This is a genomic window from Paenibacillus sp. VCA1, assembly GCF_031583795.1.
In the GTDB taxonomy this organism is placed as follows: Bacteria; Bacillota; Bacilli; order Paenibacillales; family Paenibacillaceae; genus Paenibacillus_AQ; species Paenibacillus_AQ albilobatus.
Genome location: NZ_JAVLSX010000002.1, coordinates 501,286 through 516,180 on the forward strand (window position 1 = coordinate 501,286; position 14,895 = coordinate 516,180).

General features: G+C 52.5%; 14 protein-coding genes. 5 read left to right on the forward strand and 9 right to left on the reverse strand.

Annotated elements, in window-relative coordinates; translation table 11 throughout:
• Positions 1-389 precede the first annotated feature (389 nt).
• Together RJP21_RS05920 and sigK are read right to left on the reverse strand one after the other, a co-directional pair.
• Positions 390-764 carry a VOC family protein gene (locus tag RJP21_RS05920; RefSeq protein WP_310858479.1) on the reverse strand — a complete coding sequence of 125 codons (375 nt, stop codon included), beginning with the start codon at positions 762-764 and terminating at the stop codon, positions 390-392.
• Positions 765-1,046: 282 nt separating this feature from the next.
• A complete protein-coding gene (gene sigK, locus RJP21_RS05925; protein WP_160043423.1) occupies positions 1,047-1,760 on the reverse strand; it encodes an RNA polymerase sporulation sigma factor SigK in 714 nt (237 codons plus the stop codon).
• A 385-nt stretch (positions 1,761-2,145) separates the two neighbouring features.
• Between sigK and RJP21_RS05930 the strand changes: the two genes are divergently transcribed.
• Positions 2,146-2,895 (forward strand): stalk domain-containing protein, encoded by a 750-nt coding sequence (locus RJP21_RS05930; protein WP_310858480.1) that lies wholly within the window; start codon positions 2,146-2,148, stop codon positions 2,893-2,895.
• Between the two features lie 343 nt (positions 2,896-3,238).
• On the opposite strand, the gene RJP21_RS05935 is transcribed toward RJP21_RS05930, so the two are convergent.
• From RJP21_RS05935 to RJP21_RS05950, 4 genes are all read right to left on the reverse strand, one after another.
• A complete protein-coding gene (locus RJP21_RS05935) occupies positions 3,239-3,871 on the reverse strand; it encodes a VOC family protein (RefSeq protein ID WP_310858481.1) in 633 nt (210 codons plus the stop codon).
• A 165-nt stretch (positions 3,872-4,036) separates the two neighbouring features.
• On the reverse strand, positions 4,037-5,095 hold the full coding sequence (locus tag RJP21_RS05940; protein WP_310858482.1) for a lactonase family protein: 1,059 nt from the start codon (positions 5,093-5,095) through the stop codon (positions 4,037-4,039).
• Between the two features lie 355 nt (positions 5,096-5,450).
• Entirely contained in the window at positions 5,451-7,166 is a 1,716-nt protein-coding gene (locus RJP21_RS05945; protein WP_160043427.1) for a GMC family oxidoreductase, read from the reverse strand.
• 25 nt (positions 7,167-7,191) lie between these two features.
• The gene (locus RJP21_RS05950) at positions 7,192-7,989 is read right to left on the reverse strand and encodes a gluconate 2-dehydrogenase subunit 3 family protein (protein ID WP_160043428.1); all 798 of its coding nucleotides are present in this window, start codon (positions 7,987-7,989) and stop codon (positions 7,192-7,194) included.
• A gap of 149 nt (positions 7,990-8,138) precedes the next feature.
• Here RJP21_RS05950 and RJP21_RS05955 point away from each other — a divergent pair, with 149 nt between their 5' ends.
• Complete coding sequence (locus RJP21_RS05955; protein WP_310858483.1) at positions 8,139-8,900, forward strand: hypothetical protein; 762 nt, start codon at positions 8,139-8,141, stop codon at positions 8,898-8,900.
• A 75-nt stretch (positions 8,901-8,975) separates the two neighbouring features.
• On the opposite strand, the gene RJP21_RS05960 is transcribed toward RJP21_RS05955, so the two are convergent.
• From RJP21_RS05960 to RJP21_RS05970, 3 genes are all read right to left on the reverse strand, one after another.
• Positions 8,976-9,176, reverse strand: coding sequence for a twin-arginine translocase TatA/TatE family subunit (locus tag RJP21_RS05960; RefSeq protein ID WP_160043430.1), 201 nt, complete (start codon positions 9,174-9,176; stop codon positions 8,976-8,978).
• The gene (gene tatC, locus RJP21_RS05965) at positions 9,169-9,924 is read right to left on the reverse strand and encodes a twin-arginine translocase subunit TatC (RefSeq protein WP_160043431.1); all 756 of its coding nucleotides are present in this window, start codon (positions 9,922-9,924) and stop codon (positions 9,169-9,171) included. Before tatC ends, RJP21_RS05960 begins: the two co-directional genes overlap by 8 nt.
• Positions 9,925-10,429: 505 nt before the next feature.
• Positions 10,430-11,035, reverse strand: a complete 606-nt coding sequence (locus tag RJP21_RS05970) for a pentapeptide repeat-containing protein (protein ID WP_310858484.1) — start codon at positions 11,033-11,035, stop codon at positions 10,430-10,432.
• 238 nt (positions 11,036-11,273) lie between these two features.
• On the opposite strand from RJP21_RS05970, the gene RJP21_RS05975 reads away from it, so the two are divergent.
• The 3 genes from RJP21_RS05975 to RJP21_RS05985 all read left to right on the forward strand — a co-directional run bounded on the left by RJP21_RS05975 (position 11,274) and on the right by RJP21_RS05985 (position 14,873).
• The gene (locus tag RJP21_RS05975) at positions 11,274-12,218 is read left to right on the forward strand and encodes an ABC transporter permease (RefSeq protein ID WP_310858618.1); all 945 of its coding nucleotides are present in this window, start codon (positions 11,274-11,276) and stop codon (positions 12,216-12,218) included.
• Positions 12,219-12,239: 21 nt separating this feature from the next.
• Positions 12,240-13,127 carry a carbohydrate ABC transporter permease gene (locus tag RJP21_RS05980; protein WP_310858485.1) on the forward strand — a complete coding sequence of 296 codons (888 nt, stop codon included), beginning with the start codon at positions 12,240-12,242 and terminating at the stop codon, positions 13,125-13,127.
• A 69-nt stretch (positions 13,128-13,196) separates the two neighbouring features.
• A complete protein-coding gene (locus RJP21_RS05985) occupies positions 13,197-14,873 on the forward strand; it encodes a type 2 periplasmic-binding domain-containing protein (RefSeq protein WP_310858486.1) in 1,677 nt (558 codons plus the stop codon).
• Positions 14,874-14,895 lie beyond the last annotated feature (22 nt).

Consider the following 14,895-nt stretch of genomic DNA (forward strand, 5'->3'; position numbering starts at 1 on the left):
CTTTTCGGGCTACGTTGACGAGTTGAAGGGTTTACGTTCGGATCGTACCTGGTCCCTTTTCCCTACTGAATCTCAGCAAAGCTAGGCACATAGATGAATTCGTGATAATAATATCTTGTGCGATAGATCATTTGTACCTGTCAGAATATATGTATTTACCCTAGAAATATTAGAGTCTTATCAAATACTTTCGAACTAGACAAGGCAATTTATTGATACGCCTACGTGTGAAACGCGCCTTCCCCCCTTGTAACAGAACGCAAAAAAGCCGGGCTGCTCGCCGAGCCCCCGGCCACTCTTTACTGTTTCATTTTATAAAACTCACTGACCGGGTCGGAAACAGACTCCCGGGTCGGCATCGAGCCGCATTATTTCAGCCGGATGTTCATTTACTTTTTTTCCATCACGGCAAAGTAATTTTCTTCATCATCCGCAAAGTTAAACACTCTTCCGGCAGGCATAACGACAATTTCCCCGACCTTGACGTTTTTATTGGTTAAGTCGCCATGCAATTGATCAAGGTGTTCCGTAAAAAACATTAAGGAAGGCGTCCCGAGGTTCATTCCGGGATTCATTTTGGCAACGAACTCCTTATTATGAAGCACGATGCTTGTTTCTCCCTTGGCGGGAGCAACTTCGATCCATCTCATGTCGCCGCTCGTTTCTTCCGAAACGACGTGAAAACCCAACTTTTCCGTCCAAAAATCCCGCGACTGGTCCTGGTTGTTTACATACAGCATAATTTGACCGACTTTACTGATCATTGATTTATACACTCCTTTGGTTTCGTCTTTGCCAAACTTCTTATTGTTTTCAATCCTTCGTTGTAACCATCTTCCTGTTGTTTATAATATACTCTAAAAGGAATATTCCCGTCAAGGGATATTATGTGTAACTTGCGAAAAAAAATCTGGAGCTATCGCATGATTTCTTCTAATGTGATCATTTCGGCACCGATTAAGATCATATCCCCCAAAAAAATATCCGCCTCAAATTGCTTGAGGCAGATATTGGCTAACCCTTTTGAGTTTGTTTGAATTCACCAATTAAGATTGCTTATCGCTCTTTGTCTTATAAAACTCATGATACAGCTTCATCAGCGCCCTTTTTTCGATCCGCGATACATAGCTGCGGCTGATGCCGAGCTCCTTGGCGATTTCCCGCTGCGTCCGCTCCTCTCCGCCGAACTCGAGCCCGAAGCGCCCCTTGATGACTTCCTGCTCGCGTTCGTCCAAAATGTCGAGGTTGCGGTATATTTTGCTTTTCTCGATTTTCAACTGCACCATATCGGCGACATCGTCGGCTTCGCTGCCAAGGATGTCGATCAGGGTGATTTCATTGCCTTCCTTGTCAGTTCCGATCGGATCATGAAGGGAGACGTCTTTACGCGTCTTTTTTAGTGACCGTAAATGCATAAGTATCTCGTTTTCAATACAGCGGGCGGCAAACGTGGCGAGTTTCGTTCCTTTTCCCGTCTGAAAGCTTTCGATCGCTTTGATCAGCCCGATGGTGCCGATCGAGATCAGATCCTCCAGGTCCTCGCCGGTGTTGTCGAATTTTTTGACGATATGAGCCACCAGCCGTAAGTTATGTTCGATCAGCATATTGCGGGCATGAGCATCTCCTTCGGACATCAATTGAAGGTATTTGCTCTCCTCTTTTTCCGTTAGGGGCTGAGGAAAAGCGTTATTTTTGACATACGATACCAGCAGCGTCAGTTCTTTAATAAACAGGGCGATAAAACTGAATAATCCGGGCAAAGATGACACCTCCTGCTGAATGGCTTAGGCACCGCGACTTCGTCTAAATATGACGGCGGCTCACAAGTGCGGTCTGTTCATTCTATGTGGGCGATGACCCATCTGTGCCTGTACGGCCCGCGAAAAAGTGAAATTCGAATCGGGGGTATCTTTGATCGCCGCAGCAGATATGGCCGGAATCGAATCCAAGCTGATGATGAACCGTCCGCCGCAAAAATTCCGCCACAATACAGCCGCCGTGATAAAAAGCAAAAAACCGTACGGATTGACCGGACGGCTGCAAAAAACGATGGCTTTGACCTGTTTTCGTGAATGTCGCAGGATTTTTCGCATAAATGTCGAAATCAGTTCCTTGAAAAAGACCAAACAAGGAGGAATTTGTATAATGAAGAAAAAGATGCTACTGACGGCTTCCTTGGGCTTGGCCTTTGTGCTGGGCACGGTAACCGCCACTCAAGCTGCTTCTACCTTGGAGAAAATCCAGGCCAATTTGAATCACGGGCTCACTTTCCTGCTCAACGGGGAAGCCTGGACGCCTAAAGACGCCAACGGCGCAAAAGCCACGCCGATCAGCTACAAAGGAACGACATACGTGCCGCTCCGCGCTGTGGCCGAAGCCACAGGAGCAGAAGTGAAGTTTGACGGAGCCAAGCAGCAAATCACGATATCCACCGGCTCAAATCAAGCAGAAGCGGAAACGCCTAACAAGCAAGGAGAACGGGCACCGTTCAGCGTCAACAACGTTTCCCATCTCAAATGGAGTTATTTTGCGAGCGGCATCACGCGCAACAAAGCGGATCTGCTGTTCGGGGAAACCCAATACGAGACGGCTTTCATCGTTAACGAAGTCAACAGCGCAGGCCAAGGCGTCGCCTTTAAAGTCAAGGAAGGAACAAAACGGATGGGCGTGCTTGTCGGATTTAAATCGCCGAAAAGCGACGGCACGGCAACGTATTCCATCGCGGATAAAGACGGCCAGGCGCTCGCGACGGGCCAAGTCGGAAACGGCAAAGTCGTCAACAATGAATTGGTGCTTCCTGCCGGAACGACGGAGCTTTACGTGACGTTCAAAGGCCCGGCCGGCGAAAAATCGACAGGATACATCCTCTGGGACGAAAGCTGGCTGGAAAACTAAAATGTTTATTGCCTCAAAAGAAAACGGCTCCGCATGTTGAATGCGTGCCGAATTGCCGAGGCGTTCCGTAAGCATGCGGCGCAGGCGAGGGCATCGACTGTGCGCCCCCTTATGACGGACGCAGGACATCACTTATGTCCGGCTTGGCCGTCTCGTTCCTGCTCGCTGCAGTCGGCCATCCGCCATCCCCAGCTCCTCCCGGATCGGGCGAAGGTTTCTACTCAGCGGCGGAAACCAGGCTGACCAGCCATCCGCCGTGTAACCCGGTTGGCGCCGCATTGCCCGTCCGGGCGCCTTAAACGAAAAAACGCTGCAAGCCCTCTTCGGGCTTGCAGCGGACCATTTAACAAAAATCCATGACGCCAACGTCTTGGATATGAACCTTCACCGGAAAAATCTCCGCGGTTTTTTTCGCGAAAAACCAGCGCCGATCTTTTTTTACGACGATCAGCAGCCCGTACTCGTCCCCGACCGGCACAAATTCGAGGCCGCCTTCCCGATACTTCTGAAACCCCCGGCCGACAAGCTCATCCACAAACGGCGGCACTTCATCCTTCACGATGCCGACTTCGCTGACGCATAGCAGGCTTTCCGCATCAAAGGGTCGGTCGGACGCGTTATTCAGGCTGTGTCTTGCGATCAGCTCCAGGATATTGCCGGCGGGGTCCTCGAAATACACCGAATGGGCGTTCCAATCGGTAGAATTCGTTTCGTCTTCGCCGTCTTCCGTGTTCAGCGCCGTTTTTTCGGCGATCCAAGCTTTTGCCTCCCGGAACCGGTTTTCAGGGATGTTAAACGCAAAATGGTAAAAAGGGCGCCCTTCCGGCGTTTCTTCAAACGTCAGCTTCGTTTCGCCGATCCGCAGCGATAAAAAATCCTCCCCCTCCGCAACCACCGGCACCTGCAGCACATCCTTGTAAAAATGCTTGAGCAAATCAAGCTCGGCCGTTTTTAACGTCACATCGATAAAGCGCATCTCAACAACCTCCTTGGCGGTAATTTTTTCCTTGTCTTCGGTTAGATCTTAACGGACCCGCTCCCCGTTTTCAATTCCCTACAAGCTAAAAACCTGCCTTCGCCTTCATAAAAAAAAGCCCCGGATATCCGGGACTTCCCTTATTTATAAAATGACCCTTCCGGCTTAAAACCGGTCGGCCCACACGCATACCGGCTTTGAAATTTGGGCCGATTTGCCCGTAAAAGCCAGTTTGCCGCTGTCCGCGTCTCTCGCAAACACAGCGAGGTTGTTCGTATCCCGGTTCACGACAAGCACGTAACGTCCGCCCGGTACGATGGAAAAATGGCGCGGATGTTTGCCTTCCGCGGATACATGCTGAACCGCGTCAAGCTTGCCTGTTTCCGCATCCACCGCGTAGACGACGATGCTGTCATGCCCGCGGTTGGAACCGTACAGGAAACGTCCGTCTGCCGAAATCGCAATTTCCGCGCATCCGTTCTCGACCTTTACGCCTTCCGGCAGCGTCGATACGGTTTCGATTTCCGTCAAGGATCCCTGCTCCGCGTCGTAACGGAACGCCGTGACGGTCGATTGCAGCTCGTTGATGACGTAAGCGAATTTTCCGTTCGGATGGAACGTAAGGTGGCGCGGCCCGGCGCCTTCCTTCACCGTCGCTTCGCTCACCGGAACCAGCTTGTCCTGATCGATGCGGTATGTAAAAATCGTGTCCAGCCCCAAATCGCATACGAACAAAAACCGGCCGTCCGGACTATAGAAAGAGGAGTGAACATGCGATTTTTGCTCGGGTTTCCGTCCTTCATGGTTCCGGATGTCCAGCACCCGGCCGACCGTGCCGTCTTCCTTCATTTCGACCAGGCTGATCGAACCTTTATGGTAGCTCGTCAAAGTCAAATAACGGTTATCCGCGCTGCGCTGAATGTGGCAGGACGGTCCGTTCAGGGCATTCGCGCGGCTGGTTTCCTTCAGCTTGCCTTCTTCCGCATCGATATCGTACGATACCGCGTCGCTTTGCTTCGCCCCGTCCACCGCCGTTTCGCTGATCGCGTACAATTTGCGCCGCGGCGCTTCCAAATTCAGGAACGTCGGATTTTTGAGCCCTGATACTTGATCCAGCCGGGTAAGCTCTCCATTGGTTTCGTCAAAAGCATATACATATACGCCGTCCGCAGATTCTTCGGCATACGAACCTACGAATACGAGCATGCGCTGTTTATCTGCCATTTCGGTTTCGCCTCTTCTCAACTTTTTGTGTAACTTTGCAAATCGAATACCAGGATTTTGCAAAACGTTCGATTCCGGCCACTCCCGGGTACAATATATAGACGAATGAAACCGTTTCGCTCTATATATTGCTGATTGAAAGCCGCTCCTTGGATTTTTGCAAAATCCTCATATGAAAACATTGTATCATTTTCAGCCGGTTTTCCGCAAAACATTTCGGAAGGCTGAGAGCTTTTTCAAGCTTCTTGGACAGCGGCATCAACGCGGTTTTTCCGGCAAAAATGGGGACTTTTCCGCCGACAAAAAAGCCGCCCCGGATCGAAACGATCGCTCGGGACGGCTCCCTCTGCCGGTGTTACACGAGGCTTCCGGGTTTTTTGCGGTATTTGAGAATCCCTTCAGCCGCCCGGTACGCCAGCGCACCCACGGTGCCTGTAGGGTTGTAGCCGCTGTTGTGCGGGAATGCGGATGCCCCGATGACAAACAGATTATCGACGTCCCACATTTGCAGGTAATTGTTGACCGCGGAGGTGTCGGGGCTGCTTCCCATGATGACCCCGCCGGTGTTGTGCGTCGATTGGTACGTCGTAATTTCGTACGGCGCCAGCTTCGTATTGGCCACGACGTTGTTTGCGCCCATCTGTTTCAGGATTTCGCCGCATTTGGCCCCCATGAATTTGACCAGCTCCCTGTCCTGGTCCTCGAAGTCGAACGTAATCCGCATAAGCGGATCGCCGAATTCGTCCTTGTACGTCGGGTCGAGGTCCAGGTAATGATGGCGGAACGGCATGCAAGAGCCTTGAGCGCCGACATTCAAATGGCGGTTCGCGTATTTAATGGAAGCCGCTTTGTAGTCCTTGCCCCAGGTCGGCGTTCCCGGCGGAACCGTATTGTTCTGGATCGGCCGCGCCCCGGTTTGGCTGTAGGAAATGTTGGCTCCGTGAATGAAATTGAGGTCTTTATGGTCGAAGTTGTCGCCGTTGAAATCGTCGATGCACATGCCAAGCGACCCCGCTCCGGCAAACAGGTTGAATTCCTTGTCTTCGTAAAAGCCGACGGCGGCGCCTTTAAGCACCTGGTAGGCGTAGTTTCTGCCGATCACACCCGTTCCCGTTTTCGGATCGTAAGGTTTGCCGATGTTCGACAACAGCAGCAGGCGGGAGTTGTTGAAGACATAACTTGTCAGCACGACGATGTCAGCCGGTTGTTCGTATTCTTCGCCGGTGGTGGTATCGATGTAAAGCACGCCCGTCGCTTTGCCGCCTTTGTGCAGCACCCGTCTGACGTTGGAATGCGTGCGCAGCTCGAATTTGCCCGTGTTTTTCGCAACGGGAATGACCGTGACGACCGGATCGGCTTTCGCCCCGTATTCGCAGCCGAAACGCTCGCAATATCCGCAATATTGGCAGGCCGCGCGCGCAATGCCGTCCGGGTTCGTGTATTGGTCCGACAGGTTCGCGGAAGGCATATGGTACGGATGGTAGTTCAGCCCTTTGCAGGAGTCGGCGAACAATTTCATCCCCGGCGTCGTTTTCATCGGCCCCGTCGGATATTTTTCGGAACGTTTGCCTCCAAGCGGGTTTTCCTCCCCGGAAATGCCGGCGGTTTTTTCGAATTTGAGGAAGTACGGCTCCAGCTCATCGTATGTAATACCCCAATCCTGGATCGTCATCCCGTCAGGGATTTTATTTTTCCCGTAACGTTCGATCGTTTTGGACCGGATTTCGAAGTCGTACGGAAGGAAACGGAAGGTTTGTCCGTTCCAGTGCACGCCCGAACCTCCCAGCCCGTCGCCGAGCAAGAAGGAACCGTAGGAACGCATCGGCAGCGCCCGGATTTTTTCGTTGCCGCGGAACGTGATCGTCTCCCGGGACAAATCCTGAAACATCTCGTACCGCAGCGCGTAGCGCAATTCGTCGTGCACCATGAAATAATCTTCGGTTTTTCTTTCTTTGCCGCGTTCAAGGCCGACGACGGACAAGCCCTGCTTGGTCAGCTCCGAAGCGATGATGCCGCCTCCCCAGCCGACGCCGACGATGACGACATCCGTTTTTGGCAGTTTCGTAGCCATGATTAAATCACCTCTGGTTGTAGTTTTAGGAATGTGGCAGATGCTCTTTCAAGCTGACCGGCGGTATTTTAGCGAATTGGTCCTGCTCGATGATTTTGGTGTAAGACATTTGGTTGCCGGGATAATTTTTCAGCTTCCAGCCGTTCATGTTGGTGTTTCCGCCGTACAGCGGATCCGCATAGACGCCTTCCATCGTTGCGTTGAAAAGCGTTTTGAAAAAGCCGCTGGCCGAAATGGTCGTCAGCTTGACCTCGTCCGTTTCGAATGCCTTAAGCACGGCATCCTGCTCCTCCGGGGCAAGATCCTTGAACTTTTTCTGGTATTTTTTATTGCTGTAGTTTTGCATCTCCTGAAGGGCGATATCGAAAATTTCGCGGCGTTTCAAGCGGCCCTGGTAACCTTGCGTCGTTTCCCCTTTGTAGAAGGGACCTTGCATGTATTCCCTGCCGTTGTTGCCCCATTCGCCGGCAAGCTGGTGATCGATGTAGTAAGCAACGCCAAGCTCCTTGGCTCCGGGTCCGTTATCGTCCGCAGGGAAAAGGCGTTCCGTGGCGGCTTCCGTAATTAAAAACTGTTCCTGGGTGAAGTACATGAGCGCCTGGTTGAAATTGACGGTTTCCGTCGCCGGAGCCTGGTTGTTGGCGGTGCCGTTGTTCACGTTATTGTTCGTGGTCGCTTTTTTCGGCGTCCGCAGCAAACTGCCGACGACTCCGCCGACGATCAGGCCGCCGACGGCATAGCCCGAATTTTTCAAGAAATTCCGGCGCGATTGGTCCGGTTCTCTATGGTCTTTCAACTCTTTCTCTTCGGTTTCGTTAGCCATAAATGTCAACCTCCAACTGGTGTCGATGCACTCCAATGATTTGGGGTAACATCAGTTTTTTGTTATTTTGTCGAAATATCCCACAAATAATACATCCCCGGAAAGATAATCATAATCGTATGTTCAACATATCCAGGGAGGGATTAACAATGAAAGGATCCATCGTCAAAATCGCCGTCCCCGCGATCTGTGCCGCCATCGCCCTCAGCGGCTGCACCGGCACGCCCAAGCAAAAAGCGCAGACGAAGCCGGTCCGGATTCAATCGAACGCCAACCACCCCCACGGCGTCCATCGGTTGACGAACGACGGACTTCGGGAAGACGCAAGCACCGACGGACATCCGCATCTGAACAGCATTAAAGTCATTCCGAAATTCAACGGGGAAAAAGTCCGCACGACCAACGAAAACGGGACGACCTACAGCGGAATGGGCTCCGGCGTCTACAGCCGCATCGGCACCTCCAGCCTGCACAACACGCCGGAATCCAAAACGCTCGAAGACCGGCTGGAATCCGCCGGCATTACCGGCATCAGCGTGCTGACCCTCGGGGATTCGGTCTACATCGGCGATCCGGAGCATCACACCCACATCAAAAACTCCGAACCGCAGCCGCATAAAGTGCTCAGCCCGAACGAAGGCTCGTCCGGCAGAGGGTATATGAGCCAAAAAGGCGGGTACGGCTACACCATCGGACAGCGCGACAACACGAAAACCAATCTGCAGCTGATCCGCGCCGAAACGTTGGGCGTATACGGAAAAAAAGTAAAGGTCTACACCGTTCACGATCCAAAAGCCATCCAGGCGATCAAACGGGTCAAAACCGCGATGCGCGCAGGCACGCCGGTCTCCAAAATGAGCAAGGACATGGCCGTCATCAAAAAAAGCGCGCATTTGGAGCAAAACAAATAAAGCTTGCATGAATGGGAACGAAAACACCTCCTTTGGCGCCAAAAGCGTTATAAGGAGGTGTTTTTCGTAAAGATGCTAGTTTTTTTCGGCCAGTTTTTCCGGCTCGGCGGCAGGTTCGTTCGTAATGTCTTCGACGACACCTTTGGTGGAGGAGCGGAATTCCCGCAGCGTATCCCCCACGGCCCGGCCGAGCTGGGGAAGCTTGGACGGTCCGAATACGACCAGGGCGATCATCAGGATGATCAGAAGCCCCGGCAGCCCGATATTGTTAAACATGGTTGGCGCCTCCTTTCGGATCAAGAATCGGTTGCCCCGTCTCCTTCCGGCGCAAATACCATCCGGAAACGAGAATGCTGAGTTCGAACAGCAAAATGAGCGGAATGGTCACGGACAGATGCGAAACGAAATCCGGCGGCGAAATCATCGACCCGACGATGGCCAGGGCCAGATAGACGTATTTCCGCACTTTTTTCAGCTGCGTCGGCCCCAAAATGCCGAGCCGGGTCAGAAACAGAACGACGGCCGGCATTTCGAAGGCAAGCGCAAGCGGAAACACGACGCTGAACAGGAGGGAAAAATAACGATCCATCCCGTACGTTTCGACCGCACCAACCGTTTGGTTCATTTTGGAGAGGAAGGAGACCATCATCGGAAACGCGACGTAAAAGCTGAACGCAATCCCGATCATGAACAGAAGGAATGCCAGCGGAACGAACCAAAACGTTTTTTTGGCCTCCTCATTGGTCAAGCCGGGTCGCACGAACGCCCAAATATGGTACAGCGCAAGCGGAACGGTGAAAAATACAGCCACCAGAAAGCCGCATTTCATGTAGATGAACATGCCGTCCGTCAGGGAAAACACGTTCCACACGATATCGGCGGCGGCTGGCCGGGTTTTCATGTACAGCAGCACTTTGGGAGACATGTACAAACCCGCCGCCAGCGTTACGATAAAAAAGAGCATGACCCAGATCAGGCGTTTCCGCAGCTCCGTCAGGTGGGTGACCCATTCTTCACTGTTCATCAATGAACCGCCTCCTCATATGGCGCCTGCCTGACGGGCCGGTCCGGACATGGCGCTCAGCGATATGTATATTGTATCCAGGTTTTGCAGAATTATAGATAAATTTGTCGGCAACGTGTGAATCAGGCGCGGCCCCTGACATCATTGAAATAAAAGAACTCATCTATTTTGCAAAATAGGCTCCGTTGATAAAAAGGGAAGATGGCAAACCCAATGTAAATACCGTGAAAAAGTCATGGTCTGGTGCAAGCAATCAACAAAAAGAGGATTTTCCGCTCGGAAAATCCCCTTTTTGCTAATATTAGAAAGTATAAACTACAGAGCCACTGCCTTCCTGATATTGCAGGAAAAACTACCTTATAAACGCGGTCTGTCTTCTTAGGAGGTACGTCGAGGTACGTCGATAGACGTTTTTCTTAACAATATAAATTTATAATTTCCGGGTTCCCCGCAAAGACCTGAATCCGCTTCGAAGCCATTGACCCACGATGTTGGGCTGCTTGGTTTATTCCACCTTAGCCCCGTAAGATCGGGCCACGTTAACCGCTTGCTCCAAATCGAGCCGCACCCCTGTCAGGTCAAACGACCTGTAATCGATCCGGTCCATTTTCGCTCCCCGCAAATCCGCTCCTTTCAAAGCCGCTTTGAACAGCTTCGCGCCGGAAAGATCGGCTTCCCGCAAGTCCGCCTTTTGCAGATTGCATTCGCTGAGATCCGCTTCGATCAGGCGAATGCCTTTGAGCACCTGCTTCGACAGGTTCGCCTGCCGCAGGTTCGTATAAGACCACTCCCCGCCCTGAATCGTGATGCCGTCCAGATAGGCTCCCCCGAAATCGCTGCCCGTCATTTTGCAGTCCTCCCATTTCGAGACAAACAGGTTCGCGCCGGCAAACCGGCAATTCGTAAACGCCGACCGCGTGTGCAAGGAAGCGTTAAACGCGGCGCCTCCAAAATCGCATTCGATAAACTGGCAGCCTGCGGTCCATATTTCGTTCATTTCCGTGCCGCGGAAGAGGCAGCGCGTGAAAACGCAGCCCTTCAGCTCCCCGTTTCTTAAATCGGCCTGGCTAAAATCCTTGTTTTCATATCTCTCGTCTATGTATTGAAACATGACCGTTTACACTCCTTCGGCGGCCCGCGCCGGATGTCTTTTCCTAGATCGTAACAAACATACGTTCCTTCAACAAGGACGGATCGGGCCGAATTTTGTCGCAAGACCCGAAAAACGCAACCCTAAAAACGAAATTTTGGACCTGTTACTTTCCTCCACCCCCTTCTACAATAGAAGATGCAACAATGAAAGCACTTACAGGAGGTCGAAACTCATGCGTGCCAAGCTAGGCGCAAACATGGCGCAGCCCGAAGCTCCCGCTGCGGCGGGAAAGCGGAATTTGCTTCTCAAAAAGCTGCTCAGCCAGAAATATTTGCAGGTCATGGCGCTCCTCGGCGTCGCCTGGATGATCATTTTCAATTACATACCGATGTACGGCATCATTATCGCGTTCAAGCAGTATGTCATCACGCGTCCCATTTCGGAAGCGCCTTGGGTCGGACTCGAGCATTTCAAAGCGTTTTTCGAAGACGAGGATTTGCCGCGCGTCATCTGGAACACGATCGGCATCAGTATGATCAAGCTGATCATCGGTTTTCCGCTGCCGATTTTGTTCGCGCTGTTCCTGAACGAGCTGCGTTCGATCCGGATGAAAAAGGCGGTGCAGACGATCTCGTACCTGCCCCATTTCCTGTCCTGGGTAATCCTCGGCGGCATTTTGGCCACCTGGCTCGCTGACGTCGGCATCATCAACCATATTCTGATGGCGCTGCACGTCATCGACGAGCCGATCAGCTACTTGGCCGAACCGAAATATTTTTGGGGCATCGTCGTCGCCTCGGACATTTGGAAGGAGCTCGGATGGTCGGCCATCATTTATCTCGCCGCCATCGCCGGCGTTTCGCCCGATCTCCACGAGGCCGCAACCATCGACGGCGCCGGCCGGTTTAAGCGGATGTGGCATGTGACGCTGCCCGGCATCCGCAGCACGATCACCATCCTGCTCATTTTGGCGGTCAGCGGCATTTTGAACTCGAATTTCGATCAGATTCTTGTGCTGCGCAATTCGCTGAACGAAAGCGCCAGCAGCGTCATCGACGTGTACGTGTACCAGACGGGCCTCGTCAACAACCGTTTCTCTTATTCGACGGCGGTCGGTCTGATCAAATCTTTGATTGCTTTGGTACTGCTTCTCATCGCCAATTCGGCTTCCAAGAGAATCAACGGTACATCCCTATTTTAACGAAAAGGTGGTTGATGCCCCATGTTCAAACGGAATCGAACAACTGCCGGGGATGCGGCCTTTGACGCCGTCAACGTGCTGATCATGCTTGCCGTCTGCTTCGTGACGCTGTACCCGATCTGGTACGTGCTCGTCAATTCCTTTAACGAAGGACAAGACGCCATGCGCGGAGGTATATACTGGTGGCCGCGGATTTTCAGCCTGGAAAGCTACGAGGCCGTTTTCCGCAGCAGCGGCATCATGACGGCGATGGGGGTCACGGTGGCCAAAACGCTGATCGGCACGGCGGTGCACGTGTTTTTTACGGCGATGGTCGCCTACGCCTTCTCCCGGCGGGAGCTTGTCGGGCAGAAGCTGTACATTTTGCTCGGCACGGTCACCCTGTTTTTCAACAGCGGCCTGATTCCCTATTATTTGCTGATCCGCGATCTTCATTTGCTCGACAACTTTTTGGTGTACATCATTCCGGCTATGTTCAGCTTTTTCGACCTGATCATTTTTATGACCTTTTTCCGCGAAATACCGGACGGTCTGGAGGAAGCGGCGAAAATCGACGGAGCGAACGACCTGTCCATTTTCGTGCGCGTCATCATCCCGGTATCGATGCCCGTCATTGCGACGATCGCCCTGTTTCACGGGGTGTACCAATGGAACGACTACTTCACCGGCATGATTTATATCAACAACATGGACCTGCAGCCGATCCAAACCTATTTGTACCGGATCGTCGCCCAGTCCAGCTCCAACCAGATGGCCGCGGCCATGCCCGGAGGCATATCCAAAAACGTCACCTCCCAGTCCATCAAGCTGGCGACCATGGTCGTGACGACCGCGCCGATCGTGCTTGCCTACCCGTTCCTGCAAAGGTATTTCGTAAAAGGCCTCATGATCGGCTCCATCAAGGGGTAAGCAGCGCCGGAGTTTTTTCCCAAGCGGTAACACAGTTTCACGAAAATATAAAAAGTGGGGTAAAGACGTATGAGAAAACATGTTTTACGCAAAAGCAGCCTGCTGCTCCTGGCCTTTACGCTGATGCTTTCGCTTGCCGCATGCGGCGGCTCGTCAGGCGGGGACACCAAGGCGGCGGAACCCGAGAACAAAAACGAACCGGCGCCTGAAGCGAAGACGGTATCGGCGGACGAACCCGGCTGGAAAGCCGACACGTCCCCGATCACCTTCGACTGGTATTTGAACTTCTCGTGGTTCGCCAACAAATGGGGCGTCGACCCGACCTCCCAATACGTCACGAAAAAAACCGGCGTCAGCGTCAACTTCATCGTTCCCGCCGGCAACGAAAATGAGAAGCTGAACACGATGATCGCCTCCGGCAGCCTGCCCGATTTCATCACGCTCGGTTGGTGGGAGGACGCCGTGAAAACGATGATCGAAGGCGATCTGGTGCTTCCGCTCAACAAACTGGCCGAAGAATACGATCCTTATTTCATAAAGGTCGCCGACCCGGCGAAAATGGCTTGGTACCAGCAGGAGGACGGAAACACGTACGTTTATCCGAACTCGTCTTCCTCGCCGAAGGATTTTGAAAAATATTCGCGGGAATACGTATCCAACCAGACGTTCCTCGTCCGGAAGGATATGTACGAAGCTTTGGGCAAACCGGATATGCGCACGCCGGAAGGTTTCCTGAACGCGCTCAAGATGGCGAAGGAGAAATTCCCGGAGGTCGACGGCCAGCCGATGATCCCGCTCGGCTTGACCGAATTTAACGACGTGGGCAACAGCAGCCTTGAGGGGTATTTGCAAAACTTCCTCGCCATCCCGTACGAAAAAGACGGAAAGCTGTATGACCGCCAAACCGATCCGGAATATGTCCGCTGGCTGAAGACGCTGCGGCAGGCCAACGAGCAAGGACTGCTCGCCAAAGACATCTTTATCGACAAACGCCCGCAAATGGAAGAAAAAATCGCCCAAGGCCGCTATTTTGCCATGCTCTATCAGCGCAGCGACCTGACGGCGCAGGAAAACGCGCTGTACGCCAAAGATCCGAATTCCGTCTACATCGCGGTGGACGGCCCGGCCAATTCCAAGATGGATCCGCCGACGCTGTCAGGTCCCGGCATTTCGGGATGGACGGTCACGCTCATTTCGAAAAACGTCAAAGACAAGGCTAGAGCGATCCGCTTCCTGGAATATCTGATCAGCGAAGAAGGCCAGAAGGATCTGTACCTCGGCGAAAAAGGCGTCACCTATGATACGATTGACGGCAAAGACCAATTCAAGCCCGAAGCGCTGGAGCTGCTGAACAAAGACCGTTCCGCCTTCGACAAAAAATACGGCGCCTCCCTTACGTTCTGGATGATGCAGGATACGAACATGATTTTGCAATGGCAGCCGCCTAGCGTCGAACCGTTCAAGCAAATGGAGGACTGGACCAAAGGCAAAACGAAAAGCTTCTCCCAATACGACAACATCAACCCGACCGGCAACTCCGAGGAAGGCATCGCGAGCAACAAAATCGCCCAAACCTGGGGCAAAACGCTGCCGAAGCTTCTTTTGAGCAAATCGGACGAGGAATTCGACAAGCTTTGGAACGAATTTTTGGAAAAACGCGACAAAGCCGGCTTTGCCAAAGTCGAAGCTTTCAAGCAAACCAAATTCGAAGACAACGTGAAAAAGCTTCAAGAGTTTTTGAAATAATTTCACATGCGAATGCATATCC

Excerpts from the sequence above, each read along its gene's own strand:
- RJP21_RS05920 (WP_310858479.1), bottom strand. The coding sequence starts at position 764 with ATGATCAGTAAAGTCGGTCAAATTATGCTGTATGTAAACAACCAGGAC.
- RJP21_RS05930 (WP_310858480.1), top strand. The coding sequence starts at position 2,146 with ATGAAGAAAAAGATGCTACTGACGGCTTCCTTGGGCTTGGCCTTTGTG.
- RJP21_RS05935 (WP_310858481.1), bottom strand. The coding sequence starts at position 3,871 with ATGCGCTTTATCGATGTGACGTTAAAAACGGCCGAGCTTGATTTGCTC.
- RJP21_RS05940 (WP_310858482.1), bottom strand. The coding sequence starts at position 5,095 with ATGGCAGATAAACAGCGCATGCTCGTATTCGTAGGTTCGTATGCCGAA.
- RJP21_RS05945 (WP_160043427.1), bottom strand. The coding sequence starts at position 7,166 with ATGGCTACGAAACTGCCAAAAACGGATGTCGTCATCGTCGGCGTCGGC.
- RJP21_RS05950 (WP_160043428.1), bottom strand. The coding sequence starts at position 7,989 with ATGGCTAACGAAACCGAAGAGAAAGAGTTGAAAGACCATAGAGAACCG.
- RJP21_RS05955 (WP_310858483.1), top strand. The coding sequence starts at position 8,139 with ATGAAAGGATCCATCGTCAAAATCGCCGTCCCCGCGATCTGTGCCGCC.
- RJP21_RS05960 (WP_160043430.1), bottom strand. The coding sequence starts at position 9,176 with ATGTTTAACAATATCGGGCTGCCGGGGCTTCTGATCATCCTGATGATC.
- tatC (WP_160043431.1), bottom strand. The coding sequence starts at position 9,924 with ATGAACAGTGAAGAATGGGTCACCCACCTGACGGAGCTGCGGAAACGC.
- RJP21_RS05970 (WP_310858484.1), bottom strand. The coding sequence starts at position 11,035 with ATGTTTCAATACATAGACGAGAGATATGAAAACAAGGATTTTAGCCAG.
- RJP21_RS05975 (WP_310858618.1), top strand. The coding sequence starts at position 11,274 with ATGGCGCAGCCCGAAGCTCCCGCTGCGGCGGGAAAGCGGAATTTGCTT.
- RJP21_RS05980 (WP_310858485.1), top strand. The coding sequence starts at position 12,240 with ATGTTCAAACGGAATCGAACAACTGCCGGGGATGCGGCCTTTGACGCC.
- RJP21_RS05985 (WP_310858486.1), top strand. The coding sequence starts at position 13,197 with ATGAGAAAACATGTTTTACGCAAAAGCAGCCTGCTGCTCCTGGCCTTT.